24 protein-coding genes are annotated in these 22,526 nt (G+C 65.4%); 16 read left to right on the forward strand and 8 right to left on the reverse strand.

Annotated features, from left to right (window positions below; all coding sequences use genetic code 11):
- Positions 1-16: 16 nt before the first annotated feature.
- The 4 genes from ACN22W_RS28465 to ACN22W_RS28480 are packed head-to-tail and all read left to right on the forward strand — an operon-like array spanning position 17 to position 3,491.
- Positions 17-496: a DUF3304 domain-containing protein gene (locus ACN22W_RS28465; protein ID WP_419688023.1), complete on the forward strand. Its 480-nt coding sequence runs from the start codon at positions 17-19 to the stop codon at positions 494-496.
- Between the two features lie 17 nt (positions 497-513).
- Positions 514-993 (forward strand): DUF3304 domain-containing protein, encoded by a 480-nt coding sequence (locus ACN22W_RS28470; RefSeq protein WP_419689846.1) that lies wholly within the window; start codon positions 514-516, stop codon positions 991-993.
- 17 nt (positions 994-1,010) lie between these two features.
- A complete protein-coding gene (locus ACN22W_RS28475; protein WP_419688024.1) occupies positions 1,011-1,466 on the forward strand; it encodes a DUF3304 domain-containing protein in 456 nt (151 codons plus the stop codon).
- Positions 1,467-1,481: 15 nt separating this feature from the next.
- Positions 1,482-3,491: a hypothetical protein gene (locus ACN22W_RS28480; RefSeq protein ID WP_419688025.1), complete on the forward strand. Its 2,010-nt coding sequence runs from the start codon at positions 1,482-1,484 to the stop codon at positions 3,489-3,491.
- Positions 3,492-3,600: 109 nt separating this feature from the next.
- On the opposite strand, the gene ACN22W_RS28485 is transcribed toward ACN22W_RS28480, so the two are convergent.
- Both ACN22W_RS28485 and ACN22W_RS28490 read right to left on the reverse strand, forming a co-directional pair.
- Positions 3,601-3,804: a hypothetical protein gene (locus ACN22W_RS28485; RefSeq protein WP_343490921.1), complete on the reverse strand. Its 204-nt coding sequence runs from the start codon at positions 3,802-3,804 to the stop codon at positions 3,601-3,603.
- Between the two features lie 34 nt (positions 3,805-3,838).
- Complete coding sequence (locus ACN22W_RS28490; protein ID WP_419688026.1) at positions 3,839-5,158, reverse strand: DUF3422 family protein; 1,320 nt, start codon at positions 5,156-5,158, stop codon at positions 3,839-3,841.
- Positions 5,159-5,287: 129 nt separating this feature from the next.
- Between ACN22W_RS28490 and ACN22W_RS28495 the strand changes: the two genes are divergently transcribed.
- Positions 5,288-6,163, forward strand: coding sequence for a LysR family transcriptional regulator (locus ACN22W_RS28495; RefSeq protein ID WP_048249776.1), 876 nt, complete (start codon positions 5,288-5,290; stop codon positions 6,161-6,163).
- Here ACN22W_RS28495 and ACN22W_RS28500 read toward each other — a convergent pair whose 3' ends face one another.
- The 3 genes from ACN22W_RS28500 to ACN22W_RS28510 form a co-directional block, all read right to left on the reverse strand.
- A complete protein-coding gene (locus tag ACN22W_RS28500; protein WP_193101566.1) occupies positions 6,164-6,724 on the reverse strand; it encodes a hypothetical protein in 561 nt (186 codons plus the stop codon).
- A gap of 62 nt (positions 6,725-6,786) precedes the next feature.
- Complete coding sequence (locus tag ACN22W_RS28505; RefSeq protein WP_419688027.1) at positions 6,787-7,137, reverse strand: hypothetical protein; 351 nt, start codon at positions 7,135-7,137, stop codon at positions 6,787-6,789.
- 182 nt (positions 7,138-7,319) lie between these two features.
- The gene (locus tag ACN22W_RS28510; RefSeq protein ID WP_412025407.1) at positions 7,320-8,237 is read right to left on the reverse strand and encodes a LysR family transcriptional regulator; all 918 of its coding nucleotides are present in this window, start codon (positions 8,235-8,237) and stop codon (positions 7,320-7,322) included.
- A 325-nt stretch (positions 8,238-8,562) separates the two neighbouring features.
- Here ACN22W_RS28510 and fae point away from each other — a divergent pair, with 325 nt between their 5' ends.
- From fae to ACN22W_RS28530, 4 genes are all read left to right on the forward strand, one after another.
- Positions 8,563-9,087 carry a formaldehyde-activating enzyme gene (gene fae, locus ACN22W_RS28515; RefSeq protein WP_011356415.1) on the forward strand — a complete coding sequence of 175 codons (525 nt, stop codon included), beginning with the start codon at positions 8,563-8,565 and terminating at the stop codon, positions 9,085-9,087.
- A 40-nt stretch (positions 9,088-9,127) separates the two neighbouring features.
- Positions 9,128-10,150, forward strand: a complete 1,023-nt coding sequence (locus ACN22W_RS28520; RefSeq protein ID WP_412025408.1) for an aldo/keto reductase — start codon at positions 9,128-9,130, stop codon at positions 10,148-10,150.
- Between the two features lie 22 nt (positions 10,151-10,172).
- On the forward strand, positions 10,173-11,624 hold the full coding sequence (locus ACN22W_RS28525; protein WP_048249781.1) for an NAD-dependent succinate-semialdehyde dehydrogenase: 1,452 nt from the start codon (positions 10,173-10,175) through the stop codon (positions 11,622-11,624).
- A 121-nt stretch (positions 11,625-11,745) separates the two neighbouring features.
- Positions 11,746-13,119 carry an MFS transporter gene (locus tag ACN22W_RS28530; protein WP_419688028.1) on the forward strand — a complete coding sequence of 458 codons (1,374 nt, stop codon included), beginning with the start codon at positions 11,746-11,748 and terminating at the stop codon, positions 13,117-13,119.
- Positions 13,120-13,307: 188 nt separating this feature from the next.
- Here the strand turns inward: ACN22W_RS28530 and ACN22W_RS28535 are convergent, their stop codons facing one another.
- Together ACN22W_RS28535 and ACN22W_RS28540 are read right to left on the reverse strand one after the other, a co-directional pair.
- Positions 13,308-13,607, reverse strand: coding sequence for a type II toxin-antitoxin system RelE/ParE family toxin (locus ACN22W_RS28535; RefSeq protein ID WP_419688029.1), 300 nt, complete (start codon positions 13,605-13,607; stop codon positions 13,308-13,310).
- A complete protein-coding gene (locus ACN22W_RS28540; protein WP_419688030.1) occupies positions 13,604-13,861 on the reverse strand; it encodes a type II toxin-antitoxin system ParD family antitoxin in 258 nt (85 codons plus the stop codon). Before ACN22W_RS28540 ends, ACN22W_RS28535 begins: the two co-directional genes overlap by 4 nt.
- A 228-nt stretch (positions 13,862-14,089) precedes the next feature.
- On the opposite strand from ACN22W_RS28540, the gene ACN22W_RS28545 reads away from it, so the two are divergent.
- From ACN22W_RS28545 to ACN22W_RS28555, 3 genes are all read left to right on the forward strand, one after another.
- Positions 14,090-14,809 (forward strand): hypothetical protein, encoded by a 720-nt coding sequence (locus tag ACN22W_RS28545; RefSeq protein WP_419688031.1) that lies wholly within the window; start codon positions 14,090-14,092, stop codon positions 14,807-14,809.
- A 75-nt stretch (positions 14,810-14,884) separates the two neighbouring features.
- Positions 14,885-15,643: a hypothetical protein gene (locus tag ACN22W_RS28550; protein ID WP_419688032.1), complete on the forward strand. Its 759-nt coding sequence runs from the start codon at positions 14,885-14,887 to the stop codon at positions 15,641-15,643.
- Positions 15,640-16,005 (forward strand): hypothetical protein, encoded by a 366-nt coding sequence (locus ACN22W_RS28555; protein WP_419688033.1) that lies wholly within the window; start codon positions 15,640-15,642, stop codon positions 16,003-16,005. The genes ACN22W_RS28550 and ACN22W_RS28555 overlap by 4 nt, the downstream gene beginning before the upstream one ends.
- Before the next feature lie 99 nt (positions 16,006-16,104).
- On the opposite strand, the gene ACN22W_RS28560 is transcribed toward ACN22W_RS28555, so the two are convergent.
- Positions 16,105-16,980, reverse strand: a complete 876-nt coding sequence (locus tag ACN22W_RS28560) for a LysR substrate-binding domain-containing protein (RefSeq protein WP_419688034.1) — start codon at positions 16,978-16,980, stop codon at positions 16,105-16,107.
- A 198-nt stretch (positions 16,981-17,178) separates the two neighbouring features.
- Here ACN22W_RS28560 and ACN22W_RS28565 point away from each other — a divergent pair, with 198 nt between their 5' ends.
- The 4 genes from ACN22W_RS28565 to ACN22W_RS28580 all read left to right on the forward strand — a co-directional run bounded on the left by ACN22W_RS28565 (position 17,179) and on the right by ACN22W_RS28580 (position 22,522).
- Complete coding sequence (locus tag ACN22W_RS28565) at positions 17,179-18,117, forward strand: LysR substrate-binding domain-containing protein (protein ID WP_419689847.1); 939 nt, start codon at positions 17,179-17,181, stop codon at positions 18,115-18,117.
- Positions 18,118-18,431: 314 nt separating this feature from the next.
- Positions 18,432-19,856, forward strand: coding sequence for an aldehyde dehydrogenase (gene aldA / locus ACN22W_RS28570; RefSeq protein ID WP_419688035.1), 1,425 nt, complete (start codon positions 18,432-18,434; stop codon positions 19,854-19,856).
- 129 nt (positions 19,857-19,985) lie between these two features.
- Positions 19,986-21,308: an MFS transporter gene (locus tag ACN22W_RS28575; RefSeq protein WP_419688037.1), complete on the forward strand. Its 1,323-nt coding sequence runs from the start codon at positions 19,986-19,988 to the stop codon at positions 21,306-21,308.
- The gene (locus ACN22W_RS28580; RefSeq protein WP_419688038.1) at positions 21,305-22,522 is read left to right on the forward strand and encodes a mandelate racemase/muconate lactonizing enzyme family protein; all 1,218 of its coding nucleotides are present in this window, start codon (positions 21,305-21,307) and stop codon (positions 22,520-22,522) included. The genes ACN22W_RS28575 and ACN22W_RS28580 overlap by 4 nt, the downstream gene beginning before the upstream one ends.
- Positions 22,523-22,526 lie beyond the last annotated feature (4 nt).

The following is a 22,526-nucleotide window of genomic DNA, read 5'->3' on the forward strand; positions in this document are numbered from 1 at the left end:
GTGGCGGGAGATGGGGATGTTGAGTGGAATGCGTCGGGTGGTTGGCAAGCCGATCGCGATCGGAGTGTTGATGATGGGTGGTGCGTGGAGTGTGTCGGCTCAGATCGGGAGCTACGGCCCCTATCGCGTCACGAGCTACAACTATACCGATCGAAGTATTGCGCTGTTCGTCATTGACGACTTTGGAGCCGGCGGCTCCCAAGCACATCAATCCGGCGGCGGCGGGGGAACGGTATGCTGCATAAGCGTGCCCCAAGCCAAAAAGACATGGCATATCAAGATTCTCTACGAGCTAACTCAGGAGCAGTACAGAAAGGATTTACCGAATGACGTCTACGAGACGGATATTCCGGTCCCGCCATTGCCGAATAAGCACGACGGCTATATCGAGTTTCACTTTTTGCCTGAACACAGAATTGATGCTCAATGGGTGATCCGCCCAACCCGACCGCGCATCCCGAACACAGCCAGTACCGCCTCGTCGAAGACGAACTGAATGCCAGGAGCACCGATATGCCGAATGTACTTCGCCGCCCCATTCGCAATCCGATCGTCGCCGCCACGCTGCTGCTCGGTGGCGCGTGGTGGGTGCAGGCGCAGGCTGCAAGCTACGGCCCCTATCGCGTCGTGGGTTTCAACTACACCGACCGGGGTGTGTACAACTTCGCCGTCGACGGTTTCGGTGCCGGCAGTGTGCACGCCCGTCAATTCGGTGGTGGCGGCGGTACGGTCTGTTGCATGGAGGTGCCGCGCTACAAGAAGACCTGGCACGTCAAGGTCACATACGACCTGACGCCTGAAGAAGATGCCAAGAACCTGTCGCCGGAAATCTACGAAACGGACATCACTGTCCCGAAGCTGCCGAACAAGCGCGATGGCTTTATCGAGTTCCATTTCCTGCCCGATCGCAAAATCGAAGCCCAATGGGTCGAATACCCGACCGGTCCGCACAACCTGAATACAACGAGCAACGCATCGTCCACGACGAACTGAATGCCAGGAACACCGACATGCTGAATTTTCTTCGCCGCCTCATTCGCAACCCGATCGTGATCGCCACGCTGCTGCTCGGTGGCGCGTGGTGGGTGCATGCACAGACTGCGAGCTACGGACCGTACCACGTCATTGGATACAACTATACCGACAGGAGCATCTACAGTTTCACGATCGACGGATTTGGGGCCGGCGGCTCTACCGCCCATAAACGTGGCGGCGGCGGCAAGTCCGTATGCTGCATGGACGTACCCCGCGGCAAAAAGACCTGGCATATCAGGATCAAATACGAGTTGACCCAGGACCAGTACAAGAAAAACCTACCGTTCGACGTTTATGAAACGGATATTCCGGTACCGGCCTTGCCGAACAAATCCCAAGGATATATTGAATTCCACTTCCTTCCCGATCGAAAAATCGAAGCACAGTGGGTCGATTATCCGACCGACCCGCACATCCCCAACACGGACTAAATTCGCGAGGGAAGCATGCCGAATGACACAGTAGCCGCCCAAGGCGCCCAACCCAGTTCGTCGGACAAAGGTTCCGGTGCGTCCCGTGCCGCACGCGCAGCAAGCGTCAGCGCAACGCTTCCATCGGAAGCACCGACCCCGTGCTTCCGGTGCCATCAAGAGATCTATCAGAGTTTTTTCTTCGATGGCTTCGCGCAAAGTCTTCAAGATGACGACCATCTTTCAAACGTCGCTCGCCTTTTCAAGGCTCACGAGGAAACTGACAACAGCCTCGGTATCTATGCGATGTACTACGAAGGCATGGGTCGCGATCTGTCGAATCAAACAGTCGGCGTGGTCGGAAAGGCGGCAATCGATACGGCTTCCGCACTCGCCAAGGAGGCCAAAGGGAAGCTCGTAGACGATTCGGCAAAGAAGGTCGCAGGAGACATTGGCAAGCGTACCCTTGATGGCCCGGCCAGCAAAACGCTTGTGGCTCGCGGTTATTCCGCCATCGTTGAGGGCATTAATAAAGCGCCCGAAACCATCAAGCAAAACCTCAAGGAATCGTTGACCGTCAAGAAGGTCGGCTTGGATCTTCTCCCGGTAGGTGTAGGTATTCTTGCCGATTCCATTCAGCCGGTACGTGACAACGAGTACGCTTCGGGCTATATGGGAACAGGCTTCAATGTCCGCTTCACGCAAGCGATCGCCGACTTCAAAGCCAACGTCGAACGGGCCCAAAGCGATCCGCGCGAAATCAAACGCATTCGCGTTGCGGTTTTTGGGTATGACCGCGGTGGCATTCTTGCTCGAAAATTTGCAAACGAGTTGATCGGAAAAGTATGCAAGCAGGAAGGTGGCAAAGTAACGTACAAGGGAATACCTGTCGAGTTCGACTTCATGGGCCTATTCGATTGCGTCGCGACGTCCTATGCCGATTCGATTTTCACCAAAGTGGTCGCTCCCGTCCTGGGCGTCGTGCCAGCCGAAGGAAAAGCCATTAGCTTCTCCATCAAAGGGCTAAGCATGTTTCTCAGCCTCTCCAAACAAACGCTTGGGGAGTACGACCTCCAGAAGGAATTCAAGTCAATTGTTCACCACGTTGCAGCGACAGAACTACGGTTTTACAAGAACCTGGATTCTCCTAGGAAATCGCCCGACCATGCGAACTTGCTCGAGATCGTTTATCCGGGCAGCCAGTCAGATGTAGGAGGAGGATTTCGAGAAGGGGACGATCAAAAGTCAGCTGAGTTGGCGCGCGTATCCGCGCGTAATATGCTCGATCGAGCGTGGGCGGCCGGCGTACCACTAAAGCCGCTTTCCAAACTTCGCCAGACGAATCCCGGCGTGGCACGCGAATTCGATTTTCAGAAGACCGTCAACGTTAACGGCAAGAACCTGACCGTCAACGACCTCTTCGCCGCCTATACCGCGATGCTGCCGAAATCGAATGGGCCACTCGAATCTCATTTCCTCGAACATCAAAAGCTGTTCGTGTCATGGGCACGTTACGTCCACGATCGCACGGCGCACGAAAGCACGGGCAACAGTCTGTTCATCAACACCGTGGACGCCGACGTCTACAACGCGGTCTTCCCGCACGGCGGCGGCTTGCCAAACTACGAAGGCCGGGACTGGTACTACAAGAGCCAGGACCCGAATTCCAAGGTTCCGCAGTTCACCTTCGGCGAACGCCGGACGGTCGACGACATCTCGGACAAGAACGTGCGAGCATTGGCCACCGCATGGGTGCACCCGCCGAAACTGTCACCGGAGGTCATCGCGTTCTTCGACAACTTTGTGCACAACACGATCACGCGACTCAACAACGTTGCGCTTGGCGACGGTGTATTCATGCAGTTGCGCGAGATCGAGGAGAAGGGCTGGATCGCTCGCCAGACCGACGCCGCCAAGGACTACATGAAAAAAGTTCTCGGCAACATCTCGAAGAACGTCAAGGACGCACAGGACGAATACGTCAAACAGGTCACGTCCGGCCAGATTCCTCACGGCGCGTCGATCAGCGATCTCTCAGGCGACTGAGCAAGCTGCCTCATCGCTCCACTTGACCGGCGTAACGTCCGGTCACCCGAGTGCGGCTAGCTGACGCCAGCGTCAGCTAGCCAGCATCGAAAGGGCCCTCAGCCCCACGTCAGTTGTACCCGAGAATCGCCACCGCCGCGACATCCGGCCGATCGAGCGTATTCCCGACGAGCGACGTCATCGGCTCCTGCAGCACGGCCTGATACGACGTCACGCGCGCCTCTTCCGGCACGCCCGCGTCATCCGCTGCCGGTTCGTCGAACGCATCGAAACCACTGAAGAACGCCGCCGGTTGTTTCTGCGAAAAAGTCATCTCCACTCCTTTCCTTGATTATGTTGTCGATGTTTTAACCCGCCTGCTTCAACGTCGCCGCATGCACGGTCGTGCCGTCATGCGCGGCTTCCGATCGTGCAAGCTGCGCACGCGTGCGCCGCGTGATGTGAATCACCGCGAACACGACCGGTGCGATCAGCAGGCCTTCCGCCAGTTCGGGATCGACCGGCAGGTTCATCACGTGCAGCGCCTTGAACGCCGCCGTCGCGAGCGACAGCACGTAGTACGAAATGGCTGCCACCGACAGCCCTTCGACCGCGTGCTGCAGATGAAGCTGATTGCGCGCGGTGCGCTCCATGCCCGCCAGCAGGCGCGTCACGTCCTTTTCCTGAGCGAGATTGACGCGCGTGCGCAGCAGGTCGACCGCGCGCGCGATCCGCGCGGCGATCTGCTCGTGGCGCGCCCACACGCTGCGGCACGTTTCCATCGCCGGCGCGAAACGCCGCTCCATGAACTCGGCGATCGTCGGCATCCCTTCGATGCGCTCCTCGCGCAATTCCTGGATGCGCGCCAGCACGAGCTTCTCGTATGCCCGCGACGCACTGAAGCGCGCGCCCGATCCCGCCAGCGATTCGACCCGCACCGCGAGATGCGTGAGCTTGACGAGCAGCGCCGCGTCGTCGCCGTCGGCGCCGCGCGCGTCCATTCGCTGCATCAACGCATGCAAGGCCGCGTGGATCTCGTCGAGCTCGCGGCTCATTCGCCGCGCGACGGGCAGCGCGAGCAGCGCCATCATCCGGTACGTTTCGATTTCATAGAGACGCTGCAGCAGGCGGCCGCCCTGCTCCTCGCGGAAATCCTCGTCGACGACGAGAAAGCGCATGAAGCCGTCGTCGCGCACATGCCAGTCGCAGAACACCTTGCCGCCGCCGAGCACGTTGCTGCCGACGAGCGCGGGCCCGTCGATCCAGCGGCGCAGGTCGCCGCAGACGAGCCGCGCGGCGTCGCCCGACAGCAGTTCCATCCGCACCGCGACGAAGCGGATGCCGGCGAGCCGCGCGAACCACGCGGACGGAATGCCTTCGATCGCCAGATCGTCGAAATAGCCGGTGTCGCGGCGCGGCGCGACGAACGTGAAGGTCGAGAATTCGGTGTGGCGTTCCCACTTCAGGTGCCAGCCGCATGGCGACTGCACCGCGTAGTGCGTCGCGCCTTCGTGCGGCGCGGTGATGCCCGTGTCGCGGCACAGCGCGTGCAGCAGCGTTTCGTGGATGTCGGGCTGGCCGTCCGCATAGATCGCGTAATGCGTGAGCGACACGGCTTCGGCGAGCCGCAGGAACGGCCGGGCATGCAATTCCGCGGCCAGTGCGGCGCGCAACGGATGGTCGATCATCGAGACACCACTTTTCCCTGTTCAAGCCTGCGTGCCGGGCGGAGCGCCAGCGTGATCGCACTATGGCAGACACACAGCAACAATAAAAACGCATAATGTTGATCGTTACATTCAGTTTTCCTGATACCGATGAAGATGCTCGATCACGACGTGCTTGCCACCGTCGTCGCCGTCGCGGAGACGGGCAACATGACCCGCGCCGCCGAGGCCGTGAACCGCTCGCAGTCGGCCGTGAGCATGCAGATCAAGAGCCTCGAGGACGCGATCGGGCGGCCGCTGTTCGTGCGCAAGCCGCGCAGCATCGTGCTGACGCGCGAAGGCGAGGTGCTGCTGGGATTCGCCAGACGAATGCTGGCGCTGCGCGACGAGGCATGGGCGGCCGTGGTGCGGCCGGAAGTGACCGGCAAGGTCGTGATCGGCGTGCCGGACGACTATGCGTCGTCGCTGCTGCCGTCGGTCCTGAAGAAATTCTCCGGCACCTACCCGAAGGTCGAGATCCAGGTGATGGGGCTGCCGAGCAGCGCGCTCGCGCCGCTGATCAAGGACGGCACCGTCGATCTCGTGTGCGGCACGCGCATCAAGGGGCTGTCCGGCGACTTCATCCGCCACGAGCCGATGGCGTGGGCCGCGATGACGAACGGGCCGCGCGTGTGGGAGGAACGGCCGCTGCCGATCGCGGTGTTCATGCCGGGCAGCGTCGCGCGCGAGAACGCGATCCGCAGCCTCGAACGCGCGAAGGTGCCGTACCGCACGTCGTATGAAAGCCCGAGCCTGCTCGGGCTGCTCAGCATGGTCGAGGCCGGCCTCGCGGTCGCGCCGCTCGCGCGCTGCGCGATTCCCGCGCAACTGTCGATGCTCGGCCGCTCGCACGGGCTGCCCGACCTGCCGCCGCTCGAACTGATCCTGGCGCGCAGCACGAAATCGAAGCGGCCGCCGTGCGACTTTCTCGCGGAACAGCTGATGGAAGACCTGCAGCGGCAGACCGGGCAAACCGGCGACGCGTGATCAGCGCGTCGCGCCGAACCCCGCCGCACCCAGCGCCGCATTGACGTTCGCGGCCACCGCATCGACCAGTGCCTCGAGCGTATCGCCGCGCACGTGCAGGTGTTCCGGTGCGACGTGCTCCACACGTTGCCAGCCCCACTGCGCGCCCGATGCGACCGACAGCGTCGCGCCGAACCGGTTGCCGTGGCGGCGGCCGAAGATGCTCACGCGCCGTTCGGCCAGATACGCCTGCTCAGGCAGACAGAGGCGGATCTCGACCGCGACCTGGCCGGGATCGTTGACGCGTGCGGCCGGGCTGACCGCCGGCGCGAACACCTTGCCGATCCGCAACGTCACGCAGGTCTCCCAGGCCGCGAGCGGCCCGCCGTCCGCGTCGACCCGCTCGGTGTCGACCGACCACTGATGCCCGTCGGGCACGACGATCGCCTGATGCAGCAGCACTTCGGCCACGCGAACCGTCGTCACGAGCTGACGCGCGAGCTGCTGGCTCGACGGCAGCGACGCCGTCCGCACGCGGCGGCTTGCCGGCCGCGCGATACGCACTTCTTCCGTGAGGTACATAGGCACTCCGTATTCAGGAACCGCGCCGCGCACGACGCGGCGCGCAACCGGCATGTCCCGGCTCACCGGGCCTTCGACCCGATCCGCAGCCGGCGCGCGACCGGCCCGATCACCGCGTCGGCCTGCTGGGCGATCAGCATGTGCAGCGTGAAATCGAGGTCTTCCGGCGCGACGTCGAAGTGCACGTGGATCACGTCGCGCACGGCGCGCGCGCTGACGACGTACACGCCGAGCGGGGAATTCAGCAGCGCGGCGAGCCGGGCGCGCGCATGCTCGCCGGAGTCGGCCGTCAGCGTGACGGGCAACTGCAGGCGCGGGCGCGGAGGCGGGAAGGGAATGACGTTGTTGTGTGCACCGGCACGCAACTGGCGGCCGGCGACATCGAAGGCAGGAACGGGATGGATGAAGGTCATGGAGCGGACGGAAGCCGTCTCGGCTGTTCGACACATCCCCAGCTTAGAAGAGACCGCATAAACGTCGTGCAAAAAAACGGGGCGGCAGTGCAAAAAACGGCATGCGGGACGCGGCGCGCCGGATTGATCCGGCCCCGTGCCGCGTGGGCCGCCCCGCCCGCTCCCGCTTCGCAATTGCCCGGCTACGCGAACGCCTCGAGCGACGCGCGCCGCCGCTCGTCGACCATCGATTCGATCAGCGACACCAGATCGTCGGTCAGCGGGTCGCAGATGCCGGGCGAGCGATGCAGTTCGAGATCGGCCGCCGGCAGCGGCGGCAGCCCGTCCGTGTCGTCGAGCACGCGCCAGTTCTCGGGCAGCGTGCAGCGATCGATCATCGTCACGGCCGCGCCGTGGTTCACCGCGATCTTGATGCCGGTCGGGCTCTGGCTCGTATAGACGACGTGATACGGCCGCTCGGCCGTCGCGAGCGCCTGCAGCCCGCGCTGCCGGTAGCAGCACGTCTCGGGAAACAGCGCGAGCGGCACCGACGCGTGCGCGCCGAGCGCGAAATCCCGGTGCGCGGCCCACACGACGTCGTGACGGCCGAGCAGCCGCCCGCCCGCGTTCGGCCCGTGCCGCACGACGAGCGCGACGTCGAGCTCGCCGGCCTGCAGCCGTTCGAGCAGTTCGAGCGACGTCCGGCAGTGCACGTGCAGGCGCGCACCCGGCCGCATCGCATAGAACGACTTCAGCAGGTCGGGCAGCCACAGCTCCGCATAGTCCTCGGGCAGCCCGAAGCGCACCACGCCGCGGTCGCTGCTCGTCTGCTTCAACGCGATGATCGCGTCGTTCTGCACCTGGATGATCCGCCGCGCGTGGATCAGGAAATTCTCGCCGTCGCGCGACAGTTCGAGCCGCCGGCTGTTGCGCATGAACAGGTGCGTGTCGAGCCGCTCCTCGAGCGTGCGGATGCGCAGGCTGATCGTCGACTGCGTGCGATGCAGTTGCCGGGCCGCCGCGGTGAAGCCGCCGCTTTCGACGACGGCGACGAATGCCCGGATCAGCTCCGGATCGAGCGAACTCAGCTTCGACCAATCGGGCTTCTGAATGGCAGCCATCGGAATTACTCGCTTTCGAAAAGAAAAGGGAAGACGAAAGATAGGGCTCGGAGTACGCCGATTGTTGTCCAGATGCGCTCGGCCCTCCAACCCCTGCCCGGGTATGACAAACCCGGAGCCGGGACGCGAACGCCCACCCGCCGATGCCGTCCCGCCGGTCGTCACGACGACGGCCGCGGCCCGCCCGGCGGGCGTTTGCGAGCCGGGCCAAGGGCTTTCCCGGAGACGACGAAAACTCATACCTCGATCAGAAAACATCGATTCACCGGCCGCGCCGCGGCCCACCACAATCGCCTCACACCAACCTTATCGACGAGACACCGCAATGACCGCATCCCAACCCAGGCAGCTCTACATCGGCGAAGGCTTCGAAGGCCCCGGCGTCAACCTCGCGCACATCAACGTGCTGGTCGGCCCGCGCAACGGCCCGGCCGGGCAGGCATTCGCGACCGCGCTCGCGACGCCGTCGGCCGGCCATGCGCCGTTCGTCGTGATCGCGCAGCCGGGCGTGCCGACCAAGCCGCTCACGCTGTACGTGAACAAGGCGCAGATCGCCAGCGACTTCCACGGCAACGCCACGTGGGGCGCGTCGCAGGCCGGCATCGCGAAGGCCGTGGCCGAAGCGCTCGAGAACGGCACGCTGCCGCCCGAAGCGGAGAACGACTGGGTCGTCGTGTCGGCGAACTGGGTGAACCCGCAGACCGACGACCTCGACGCCGTGTTCGAGAACAACTACCGCGCATGCCGCAACGCGATCGTCGCCGCGATGGAAGGGCTGCCGCATCGCGACGCCGTGTTCGCCGCCGCGCGCGACGTGTCGAACCCGTTCTACACACCGAAAAAGAACTGACAGACAACGCGCGGCCGGCGAGGCCGCACCAGGAGGAAGCATGGAATACGTCCGCCTTGGCCAGTCCGGCCTGAAGGTGTCCCGCCTGTGTCTCGGCACGATGAACATGGGCACGCCCGAGTGGAAGCCGTGGATCTTCGACGAAGCGCAGAGCGAGCCGATCGTGCGCCGCGCGCTCGATGCCGGCGTCAACTTCATCGATCTCGCGGATTTCTATTCGACCGGCGTCGGCGAGGAAGTGGTCGGCCGCATCCTGAAGCGCAACGCGCGCCGCGAGGAGCTCGTCGTGACGACCAAGGTCGGCTACGACATGGGCAGCTACCCGAACGCGGGCGGCCATTCGCGCAAGCACGTGCTCGACGGCATCGACGGGTCGCTGAAGCGCCTCGGGATGGATTACGTCGACATCTTCATGCTGCATTTCTTCGACGTGAACACGCCCGTCGAGGAAACCATGAGCGCGCTGCACGACATCGTGCGCGCGGGCAAGGCGCGCTACATCGGCGTATCGACGATGTACACGTGGCAGTTCGCGAAGATCATGCAGGCGTGCGAGCGCAACGGCTGGGACAAGCCGATCAACATGCAGCTGCAGCTCAACCTCGCATATCGCGAGGAAGAGCGCGAGATGGTGCCGTACTGCATCGACCAGGGCGTCGGCGTGTCGGTGTTCAGCCCGCTCGCGCGCGGCCTGCTGACCTGCGAGCCGCAATCGACGCGCAACCAGACCGACTTCTTCACCGCGCAGATGTACGGCGACGCAGCGTCGCTCGCGATCGCCGAATCGGTCGCGAAGGTCGCGAAGCGGCGCGGCGTGCCGCCCGCGCAGATCGCACAGGCGTGGGTACTGAGCCGGCCCGGCATCGCGAGCATGCTGGTCGGCGCGGATTCCGTCGAGCAGTTCGACAGCGCACTCGGCGCGCTCGAAACGCGGTTGACCGAAGAAGAGCTGCACGAACTGGAACGCAACTACACGCCGTGCGACCTGATCAACGACTACACGGCCGGCAAGCGCATCGCGCGCGAGTCGCGTCCGGCGCAGGGCAGTTTCGCGGCAGACTGAAGCACTGAAGGAACGACACACGATGAGCGAATTTCTGAGAACCGGCCATTACATCGGCGGTGAATGGCACGAATCGCATGGCGCGAGCGACGCGACCTACCCGGTGCTGAACCCGGCGACCGGCGAGACGATCGCTAAGGTCGCGAAAGGCGGCGCCGACGACACGCAGCGCGCGATCGATGCGGCCGCCCACGCGTTTCCCGCGTGGCGTGCGCTGACCGCGAAGGAGCGCGGCGCCCGCGTGAAGCGCTGGGGCGAGCTGATGCTCGAACACCGCGACGCGCTCGCCGAGCTGCTGACGCGCGAACAGGGCAAGCCGCTTGCGGAAGCGCGCGGCGAAGTCGCCTACGCGGCGAGCTTTCTCGAATGGTTCGCGGAAGAAGCGAAGCGCATGTACGGCGACGTGATCCCGAGCCCGAAGCCGAACGCGCAGATCGTCGTCACGCGCGAGCCGGTCGGCGTCGTCGCGGCGATCACGCCGTGGAATTTCCCGCTCGCGATGATCACGCGCAAGGCCGGCCCCGCGCTCGCGGCCGGCTGCACGATGGTGCTGAAGCCGTCCGAGGAAACGCCGCTGTCGGCGTTCGCGCTCGCGGTGCTCGCCGAGCGTGCGGGCGTGCCGGCCGGCGTGTTCAACGTCGTGTCGGGCGACGCGGTCGCGATCGGCGAGACGCTGACGAGCTCGACCGTCGTGCGCAAGCTGTCGTTCACGGGCTCGACGCGGGTCGGCAAGCTGCTCGCGAAGCAGTCGGCCGACACGCTGAAGAAGCTGTCGCTCGAACTCGGCGGCAACGCACCGTTCATCGTGTTCGACGATGCCGATCTCGATGCGGCGGTCGAAGGCGCGATCGCGTCGAAGTTCCGCAACACGGGCCAGACCTGCGTGTGCGTGAACCGCTTCCTCGTGCAGGACGGCGTGTACGACGCCTTCACGCGCAAGCTCGCGGACGCCGTGCGCAAGCTGCGCGTCGGCAACGCGCTCGCGGGCGACGTCGACCAGGGGCCGCTGATCAACGAAGCTGCACTCGGCAAGGTCGAGCGACATGTCGCCGATGCCACCGCGAAGGGCGCGAACGTGCTCACCGGCGGCAAGCGCCACGCACTCGGCGGCACGTTCTACGAGCCGACCGTGCTGACCGGCATGACGCCCGGCATGCTGATCGCCGAAGAGGAAACCTTCGGCCCGGTCGCCGGCTGCTTCCGTTTCACGACCGAGGACGAAGCCGTCGCCGCGGCCAACGACACGCCGTTCGGGCTGTCCGCATATTTCTACACGCGCGACCTCGGCCGCGCGTGGCGCGTGTCGGGTGCGCTGGAAAGCGGGATGGTCGGCGTCAACGACGGGATCATCTCGACCGAAGTCGCGCCGTTCGGCGGCGTCAAGCAATCGGGGCTGGGCCGCGAAGGCTCGAAGTACGGCCTCGACGAATACGTGGAACTCAAGTACACGCTGATGGCCGGCCTCGGCCGCTGACCCCCGACCGCTCTCCGCGGTCGATCCGCGCCGCGCGCCGCCCGGCCGCGCGGCGCCTCGCACGGTTTCGCGGCGTCGGCCGACGCCCGCGCGCCGCATGCATAACAAATCCGGAGGCAGCTTGACCCAAGCCAACGTTCAATCCGGCACCGCCCGCGCGTTGCCGCTGTCGCGCGGCGCCGACGCGCCGCACCGCCCCATCGCACTCGACGACGTACCGCTCAACCGTTTCCACGTGAAGATCGCCGGTCTGACGTTCGGCGCGCATTTCACCGAGGGCTACACGCTCGGCACGATCGGCTACGCGCTTGCCGCGCTCGGCAAGCAGATGCCGATCGACGCGTTCTGGATGGGGATGATCGGCAGCTCGGCGCTGATCGGCATCTTCTTCGGCAGCCTCGTGTTCGGCTGGCTGTCCGACCGGATGGGCCGGCAGAAGATCTTCCTGACGAGCTTCGTGATCATCACCGCGGCCGCGTTCGCGCAGTTCTTCGTGAGCTCGCCGCTCGAGCTGTGCTTGCTGCGCGTGCTGATCGGCTTCGGGATGGGCGGCGACTTCACGGTCGGCCACGCGATCCTCGCCGAGTTCTCGCCGCGCAAGCATCGCGGCGCGCTGCTCGGTTCGTTCAGCGTGATCTGGACGATCGGTTATGTCGCCGCGAACGTGCTCGGCCTCGCGTACAGCGACGCCGCGCCCGACGCATGGCGCTGGCTGCTCGCGTCGGCCGCGTTGCCCGCACTGATCGTGCTGGTGCTGCGGATCGGCACGCCCGAATCGCCGCGCTGGCTGCTCGGCAAGGGCCGCGTGAAGGAAGCGCGTGCGATCGTCGCGAAGCATTTCGGGCCGCACGTAATGCTCGACGGCTCGACCGAGCCGCATGCGAATACGGGCTTTGGCCGGCTGTTCCAGCGCGACCTGATCCGCCGGACGATCTTCAACTGCGCGTTCTTCGTGTGCCTCGTGATTCCGTATTTCGCGATCTACACGTTCCTGCCGACGATCCTGAAGACCATCGGCCTCGCCGAAGGCTTCGGCGCGGACCTGCTGCTGAACGGCTTCCTCGTGCTGGGCGCGCTGATCGGCATCTGGCTGACGATCCGGCTGTCGCGGCGCGGCTTCCTGATCGGGTCGTTCGCGGTGACGTGCGCGTCGCTCGTCGCGCTGGCGGTGCTGCCGTCGTCGGCGGCCATCGCGATGATCGTCGCGTTCGCGATCTTCACGCTGACGATGTCGGCGTTCAGCAACCTCGTCGGCGTGTTTCCGCCGGAGTGCTTTCCGACCGAAGTGCGCGCGTGCGGCGTCGGCCTGGCGATCGCGTGCAGCCGGCTCGGCTCGGCGATCGGCACGTTCCTGCTGCCGGTCGGCATCGCGACGCTCGGCTTTCACGCGACGATGTTCGCGCTGGCGGGCGTGCTGCTGGTCGGGATGATCGTGTCGATCGCGTGGGCGCCGGAGACGAAGCATCTGACGCTCGAGGAGGCGTCGGGGCATTGACGATGGAGGCGGGCGTCGTGCCTGCCTGTGGCGGTGCGCACAAGCGCTTTCGCATCGGCACGCCGCTTATGTGCGGCGGTAATGCGGAATGCGGATTGTGATTCGAACGAACCCGGCCGAGGCCGGGTTCGTGCATTCGAGCCGGCCGTTTTTCTACCTTCCCGACAGTACGCGATGCGTGTAATCGCTCAGAAGAGAATCGACGCGTAATCGCGCGCGCCGTGCAGGATGTGAAGAATATCGATCCGCGTCGGCGGATCGCCGACGACCCGATAGAAGATCTGGTAGTTGCCGTACACGCGGTGTCGCACGCCGTGACGCTCGAAGCGCGGCACCAGCGGAAACGCCAGCGGCATCCCGGCAAGGCCCAGACACTTGTCGCGAATCTCCCGCACGAAGGTCACGGCTCGTTGCGGATTGTCACGCGCGATGGTGTCGGCAATCGATTCGAGTTCGGCAATCGCGAAGTCCGACAGGCGGACGGTCATACCTGACGATTCGCCTGTGCCCGATACTTCGCTTCGAGGCGATCGAATACTTCCTGAGCATCGGCGCCGCGTCCTGCTTCCGCATCGGCCAGGCTGCGCGCGATCACCGCGTCCAGCGCATTCAGTTGCGCCTCGCGATCCTGAATCAGGCGCACGCCTTCGCGAAGCACCTCGCTCTTGGACCCGTAGCGCCCCGATTCGACCAGCTTCGCGACATAAGCCTCCAGTTGCTGGCCCAGTTCCGCACTGATCATGTCGACCTCCCGACCGCATTGAATTCGATGCATGAAGGGTAACTCCCTTATCAACTATTATCAAGAAGACGATCTCCAGAGGGATCGGCGCGCATGCCGGCGCCTCCGATCAGGCGGATGGACGAAACGGGACGCGCTTCGGACAGGCTGCGGTGGTGCCCGGCACTCATCCGGTGAGCGCCTTCTCTCGTGTAGCCTTGCCGGACCCTCACCGTGCGAACACCGATCATGATTGAAGGCATCGTCACACCACAACCCGGCCTGAAGGTCTACCCGCCCGACGCCGATGTCTTCGCCGAGCCGGCTGCCGCACTCGCGCGTCACCTGCATCCGCTCGTGTCGATCGACCTGTCGGCGGTCGATCCGTCATGGCACGGCTGGGTCCACCTGCTCAGCCCCGTTGAACCGTACGACGGGCTCGTCGGCCAGAGCACCACCGCGTACCACAACGCCTATCTGCGCGCGAACTGGATCGGATTCCGGCTCGACGGAAACAGCCGCTACACACTGCTCGGCGATCCGCGCTACTTCTATCTGGAAAACCCACCCGGCGAACGCGACGCGCGCTACCGTCAGCAACTGGAGCAGCACTACGCCGAACAGCAGGCCAGCATCGAAGCCGCACGCCTGCGCTTCGCCGAACACGGCCGCCTTTACTCGGCCAACCGGTTCGCGCCGGCCGAGCGCGATTTCAGCCGGGAAAAGCCGTGCAACCTCGTCGATCAGCTCGGCGGCACGGTCGGCTGGGGCAACTGGTCGGGCACCGCCGACTTTCCGGTCGACGACAGCGACCCGGACGACATCCGGCCGATCGGCCCAGACGGCGCGCGCTTTCGCTTCGTCGCCGGCGTGACCGGCTGGGAGTACCGCGCGATGGGCGCCGACTGGATTCTTTTGTTCTACGAACCGGTCAACCGCGTTGCGTTGCTGACGTTCGACTGGTCGTAGAGCGGGCGGAAAGGGCGACGGCCGCGTGTTCGAACTGGCCGTTCGGCTGACTCGGCCGGGCAGGTTCGCGGCGATATGCTCGGTGCTTTCCACTCAGCGCCCGCAGCCATGCCCGCCCAGCGTGTCGATCTCAGTCATGTCCTGCCGTACGAGACGACGTATTTCGACGATCGGCTCACGGTCGATCGAAACGACCTGGATATCTCCGCACTGCTTGGCGTTGACCGTCACGTTTCCGACGAATTGCTGGTCTCGTTATGCGGCGCGCCGGCCAGGTCGGACGTTCAGGCCTATCTCGACAGTGCCGGCAAATTGACATTCGCCATCACCCACCCCACGTTGATCCGATCGGAAAACCGGATATCAGTATTCCGAACTGCTGATACGCGGGTGCTCGAACTCCGTGCAATCGATCTGGCCGACGGCGCGGTCGTCGGACTCGGCGCGGCAATGCTCTGGAGAATCGTTCGGGCGTGTGATACGTTGGGCATCACCCGGATCAGCGCTTTGGCGATGGGTGGCCGCAAAGCACCGCCGGAACCCGGCGGGCCCCGGCTCTATGGATATTACGCATGGCCGAGGTTCGGTTTCGATGCGCCCATTCCCGGCGCACATCCAGACGAAGCAGCCCTGTTCCAGTATTTCCAGGGATATCCGGTCGGGTTGGCCGATGGCTCGCTTCGATCCCTGCGCACGCTCTATGCGACCCGGGTCGGGCGAGACTTCTGGCGAGTCGCCGGGTCACATCGGTGGGTGACATTCGACGTTGCGCCGCATGGCGCATCCGTGCTGACACTGCGGGATTACTTGATCGAGAAGGGGATTTACGAATGACAGAAAAGCACCGCCCAATCGCCGGATTCCGGATCATGCGACCGTCGGTGGCGCGCAATCGTATGAGCGGAAATCGTCTCGTCTGGCGCGCGGAAATGCGGCGACTCCTCGAAGCACTCCTCACGAACGAACTCCGTCGCAGCCTCGCGCGCACGTCCGCCGCCGAGCCGGCCGCACAATCGACCCGCGAGCCGACGCCCCCGCTGCCGAGAAAAGTCTTCAACGTGGGACACATCGATCCATCGAAGTGCACGTTGCCCATCATCTCGGAAGCCGAAGCCAAAGCCATCGGGGGCCGGGAAACGTTCATGCATTTCGGCCTGGATCCCGATCTGTACACCGCAACTTGTGACACTCTCTGACAGATCGAGATCGGAGGATCGCCGTGTGAACGATCGACGAACATCGTCGTCGTGATCGATACCGCATTGCGATCCGGGCGCCCCCTTCGCGCCTCTCCCCTACCCCCGCCTCACCGCCTGCTCCCGCAACCACGCGGCAAACGCGATCACATGCTCGACCGCGACGCTCTCCGGCTCGACATCGAGCCAATAGCCGAACGGCCCGATCGGCTGCACCGGCGACAGCCGCACGAGGCTGCCTTCGCCGATCTCCTCCTCGATCATGTTCAGGTCGACCACCGCGAGCCCCGCCCCCTTGCGCGCCGCGCGGATCGCCTGTTCGAGCGTCGAGAACTCGATGCCGTCGCCGATCCGCGCGACCGGCACACCCGCCTGCTCGCACCAGTCGGCCCACAGCGTCAGGCGCTTGCCCTCGTGCAGCACATGCAGCGACGGCAGCCGGCCGAGCAGCACGTCGAGCGCGTCGCCGCGATAGCGCGGTGCACCGACGAGCGCATGCCGCTCCATCATCAGCAGTTCCGATTGCATCCCGGGCCGCGCCGCGCGCCCGAAGCGGATGTGGCAATGACAATCGTCGGCCGGCTCGGTGCGGATCGACAGCTCGACGTCGGGCAGCGCCTCCGCGAGCGTGCCGAGCCGCGGCGAAAACCACTGCGTGGCAAACGTCGGCGGCAGCGACACCGTCAGGCGCCGCTTCGCGCCCGGCCGCGCGGCGGCGACTTCGCCGACGCCCCGCTCGATCGTGTCGAACGCCTGCCCGATGAACGGCAGCAATCTCTCGCCGGCATCGGTCAGGCGCACGCCCTTGTGATCGCGCTCGAACAGGCGCGCGCCGAGCGCTTCCTCGAGCAGCCGGATCTGCCGGCTCACCGCGCCCTGTGTCACGCACAGCGAGACCGCCGCGCGATTGAAGCTCAGGTGACGCGCGGTCTCCTCGAAAAATCGCAGCGCGATCAACGATGGCAGGCGTCGCATGATGTGTGTTCCTCTCGTTCGTTCTGTTGCCGGCCGGCACCGCCGGCCATCGTGCGGGCAGCTTTATCGCAGAAAAGCGCGCCGGCCGTCACACCGTGAAAACCCCAAGGCCCGGCCCGCCACTGCATCACGCGTCGCCCCGTCCCGCCTACAATAACCATCCCGCACCCGACACGACACCGCCCCGTGAGACGCAAGATGCCGGCGCTGAATGCGCTGAAAGCCTTCGAGATGGCCGGCCGCACCGGCAGCTTCACGCGCGCGGCCGAACTGCTCAACGTCACGCAGAGCGCGGTGAGCCGCCAGGTCCGCCAGCTCGAAGACCAGCTCGGCGAAACCCTGCTCGAGCGCCGCCATCACCAGCTCGAACTGACGGCGGCCGGCCGCGTGCTGCTGCGCGCGCTGCAGCAATCGTTCGACAAGATCGAGCTGACCGTGCGCAGCCTGCAGGAAAAAACCCACCTGAACCGCCTGCGCGCGAACGTGCCGCCGACCTTCGCCGCGCGCTGGCTGATGCCGCGTCTCGGCCGGCTGCGCGATGCGCATCCCGAATTCGAACTGAGCCTCACGACCCGCATTCACGACAGCCTCGGCGAATCGCGCGTGCTCGACTGCGCGATCCGGTTCGGCGACGGCGAATGGGACGGCTTCGACAACGCGCTGCTGATGCAGGAGCAGCATATCGCCGTCTGCGCGCCCGCGCTGTATGCGCGGCTGCGCCAGGAGGGCGCGCCGATCGACCTGAACCGCTTCACGCTGCTGCACGTGCTCGCGACCGACGACCAGCGCTACCTGACCTGGCAACACTGGCTGAAGGCAGCCGGCATCACCGACGTCGACACGCGCGGCGGCTACGAATTCGACCTGCTCGACCACGCGATCCGCGCGGCGATCGACGGCCTCGGGATCACGATCGCCGACCGCCACATGGTCGCGCGCGAACTCGCGACCGGGCAACTGATGCAGGTGCTCAACGTCCACGTCGACGGCCACCAGTCGTACTGGTTCGTCACGCGGCCCGAGCAGACGAACCTGCCCCACATCGTGCAGTTTCGCGACTGGCTGCAGCAGGAAGTGTGGCTCGCGAAGCGCCACCTCGAACCGTCGTCGCCGCTGCCTCAGGTGCCGCTGGCCTAGCGCACGCTCCTCCTCGGCCCGCCCCGGCCGGCGCCCGCGGGCGACACCTTAGCGCCTTCCGCGCCCGCCCGCATTCGGACCCGTCGGAAAACGCGGCCTGACCACCGCCCGCGCCGCATCCCGCCACCGCCACACCCGCCTTGCCGGACGGGCGATTCCGGCCGATTCGCCGAGTAACGTGCATTTTTCTCATGCTCGACACGAAAATAAGTCGTTTGTCGTGCGCTAAACGCATGAAGAGAATGGCCTCTATCCCGTTACGCGCGTGTCGCCACTCGAAGCGATCCGCCCGCATCCATCGGAGGAGTCACTTCATGCGCACCGAACGCAACTATGTGAACGGCCGTTTCGCCGTCCCGGAAAACGACGCGTTCATCGTCGTCCACAATCCCGCCACCGAAGCGCCGTTCGCGCGCGTGCCGGCCGCAACGCCGGCCGACGCGCTCGCCGCCGTCGACGCCGCGGCCGCCGCGCAAAAGGCGTGGCGCAAGCTGCCGAGCGCCGAGCGCGCCACCTACCTGCACCGCTTCGCCGACGCGCTGACCGCCCGCGCGCCGGAGATCGGCGCGGCGCTCGCGCAGGAATCCGGCAAGAGCGTCGAAGATGCGTCGAACGAAGCCGTCTACGCCGGCCAGATCACGCGCTACCACGCCGAGTGGGCGCGCCGGATCGAGGGCGAGATCATCCCGAGCGACACGCCCGACGAGAACCTGTTCCTGCAGCGCGAGCCGATCGGCGTCGTCGCATGCCTGATCCCGTTCAACTATCCCGTCTACACGCTGCTGCGCAAGGTCGCGCCCGCGCTGATCGCCGGCAACACGGTGGTCGTGCGCCCGAGCAACCACACGCCGGTGTCCGCGTTCGAGATTGCGAAGGCCGCCGACGATGCGGGCTTCCCGCCCGGCGTCATCAACATCCTGACGATGGACCACGTGACGGCCGAGGCGCTGTGCACGCATCCGGCGGTCGGGATGATCACGCTGACGGGCAGCGTGAACGCCGGCCGCAAGGTGCTCGACTACTGCAAGGCGAACATCGCGAAACCGTCGCTCGAACTCGGCGGCAAGACGCCCGCGATCATCGAGCCCGACGCCGACCTCGAACGCGCGGCCGCCGCGCTCGTCGCATCGAAGACGACCCACTGCGGCCAGCTGTGCACGGCCATCGAACGCGTGTACGTGCACGACAGCGTGCACGACCGCTTCGTCGCGCTGCTGAAGGAAAAGATGGGCGCCGTACGCAGCGGCAACCGCGCGGCCGATCCGTCGAACATGGGCCCGCTCGTCAGCGCGTCGGCGCGCGCGCACATCCACGGGATGGTCGAACGCGCGATCGCGGCAGGCGCGACGCTCGAAACCGGCGGCGCGATCCCCGACGGCCCCGGCTTCTTCTACCCGGCCACGCTGCTGACGAACTGCCGGCAGGACATGGAGATCGTGCAGGAGGAAACCTTCGGCCCGATCATGCCCGTGCTGCGCTACTCGACGATCGACGAGGCCATCGGCTTCGCGAACGACCACCAGTTCGGGCTGTCGTCGGTGCTCTACACCGAGCAATACCGCACCGCGATGACCGTCGCGAACGCGATCGAGGCGGGCGAGCTGTACGTGAACCGCACGCCGGCCGACCCGTACCAGGGCTTCCACGCCGGCTGGAAGCGCTCGGGCCTCGGCGGCGACGACGGCAAGCACGGAATGCTCGAATTCACGCAGACGCGCCTCGTCGTCATGAAGTACTGACGCCACGCCGACGCTCCGTTTCCGGCGCGCGCATCCCGACACCACGCCGCGCGCGCCGCCCCTGATCCGATCGAACACAAAACAAATCTGCAGACTCCGCCTGAAGGAAGTCTGATGGAGGAAGACATCATGCCGACCCAACCGTCGACGCCCGCCGCGTCGCTCGCGTTGCACGACAAAACGCACGCGTCGCCCGACTCGCGCGCGCAACGCTACCTGCAACTGCTGCTGCTCGTGATCGCCGCGGGCGCGATCTACCCGATGCTGTACCTGCGGCAGGTGTACCAGCCGACGATGCTGCAGTTCTTCCGTATCGACGACGTGCAGCTCGGTTATCTGTATTCGTCGCTCGGCACGATCTTTCTCGTCAGCTACCTGCCGAGCGGCTGGCTCGCCGACCGCCTGTCGCCGCGCTGGCTGATCTGCTTCTCGCTGCTGGCGACGGGCGCGCTCGGGCTCGTCTACGCGACCGGGCCGTCGTTCAACCTGCTCGTATTGATCTTCGGCGGCTGGGGGCTGACCACCGGCCTCACGTTCTGGGCGGCCGTGATCAAGCGCGTGAACATGATCGCGGGCCCCGACGAACAGGGCCGCTTCTTCGGGCTGCTCGACGGCGGCCGCGGGCTCGTCGAGGCGCTGCTCGCGACGATCGCGATCACGCTGTTCGCTTACGTGACGCAAGCGCGCGGCGGCACCGATGCGGCCGGCTTCAAGCTCGTCGTGCATCTGTATGCATTCTTCTGCATCGCGCTCGGCGTGCTGCTTGCGCTGGTGAAGGATCCGTCCCGCGCGAACGATCGCGCGGCGGCCACCGAGCGCCGCAAAGGCAGCGTGCTGGCCGACCTGAAGACGCTCGCGGCAATCCCCGAGCTGTGGCTCGTCGCGGCGATCGTGTTCTGCGGCTACCAGGTGTTCTGGGCGACCTACAGCTTCTCCGCGTACCTGCACGAAGGCAATTTCGGGCTCAGCGCGACGGCGGCCGGCTTCATCACGACGCTCAAGCTGTGGATGCGCCCCGTCGGCGGCATCGGCGGCGGCTTCCTCGGCGACCGCGTATCGAAGGTGTCCGTGCTGTTCTGGGCGCTCGTGCTGGCCGCGCTGTCGCTCGTCGGGCTGATCGCCGCACCGCCGCACAGCCCGCAGGCGATGCTCGTCGTGCTCGTGCTGTTCATCGGCATCCTCACCTATGCGATCCGCGGCCTGTACTGGTCGCTGCTCGACGACTGCAAGGTGCCGACGCATTGCGCGGGCCTCGCGATCGGCCTGATCTCGGTGCTCGGTTATTCGCCCGACGTGTTCGTGCCGTTGATCAACGGCTACGTGACGCAGACCTACCCGGGCGCGCACGGCTACCAGCTCTATTTCGGCTATATCGCGGCCATCGCGCTCTGCGGCGCGGGCGCCGCCGCGTTCCTCAAATACCGCCTCAACCGCCTCAAGGAGTCCGCATGAAGATCGTTTCGCTCGAAACCCACATCGTCGCCGTGCCGCCGCCGCATATCGGCGGGATGTACTGGATCTTCGTGAAGCTGAAGACCGACGACGGCATCGAAGGCGTCGGCGAGATCTACTCGGCGACGTTCCATCCGAAGGCGATGGGCCCGATCATCGACGACGTGTTCGACCGCTACCTGCTGAACCACGACCCGCATCACGTCGAGCGGCTGTTCCGACAGACCTATTCGAGCGGCTTCACGCAGCGGCCCGACCTCACGATGATGGGCGTCGTCAGCGGCCTCGAGATGGCGTGCTGGGACATCATCGGCAAGGCCGCCGGCAAGCCCGTGTACGAACTGCTCGGCGGCAGGATCCACGAGCGGCTGCGCTCGTACACGTATCTGTACCCGAAGAACGCGAAAGGCGAATACGACTACGACGATCCCGACCTCGCGGCCGAATGCGCGGCGGAGAACGTGAAGCTCGGCTTCACGGCCGTCAAGTTCGATCCGGCCGGCCCGTACACGGCCTACTCGGGCCACCAGCTGTCGCTCGAAGTGCTCGACCGTTGCGAGCTGTTCTGCCGCCGCGTGCGCGAGGCCGTCGGCAGCAAGGCCGACCTGCTGTTCGGCACGCACGGGCAGATGGTGCCGTCGTCGGCGATCCGGCTCGCGAAGCGGCTCGAAAAATACGATCCGCTGTGGTTCGAGGAACCCGTGCCGCCGGGCCAGGAAGAAGCGATCGCCGCAGTCGCGAAACACACGTCGATTCCGATCGCGACCGGCGAGCGCCTGACGACCAAGTACGAATTCCACAAGCTGCTGCAGGCAGGCGGCGCGTCGATCCTGCAGTTGAACGTCGCGCGCGTGGGCGGCCTGCTCGAAGCGAAGAAGATCGCGACGCTCGCGGAAGTGCACTACGCGCAGATCGCGCCGCACCTGTACAACGGGCCGGTGGGCGCGGCCGCGAGCATCCAGCTCGCGACCTGCACGCCGAACTTCCTGATCCAGGAAAGCATCATGACGTGGGGCGGGTTCCATTCGGAGGTCGTGAAGACGCCGATCCGCTGGGAAGACGGCTACATCATCCCGTCGAACGAGCCGGGCCTCGGCATCGAGCTCGACATGGACGTCGTGAAGCGGCACACGCCCTACACCGGCGAACGGCTGCACCTGCAGATGGGCGACAAACCCGTCGACGTGAAGGATCTCGCCCCCGCGAAGGGCTGACCAG

Source organism: Burkholderia theae, from assembly GCF_048565265.1.
Taxonomy (GTDB): domain Bacteria; phylum Pseudomonadota; class Gammaproteobacteria; order Burkholderiales; family Burkholderiaceae; genus Burkholderia; species Burkholderia theae.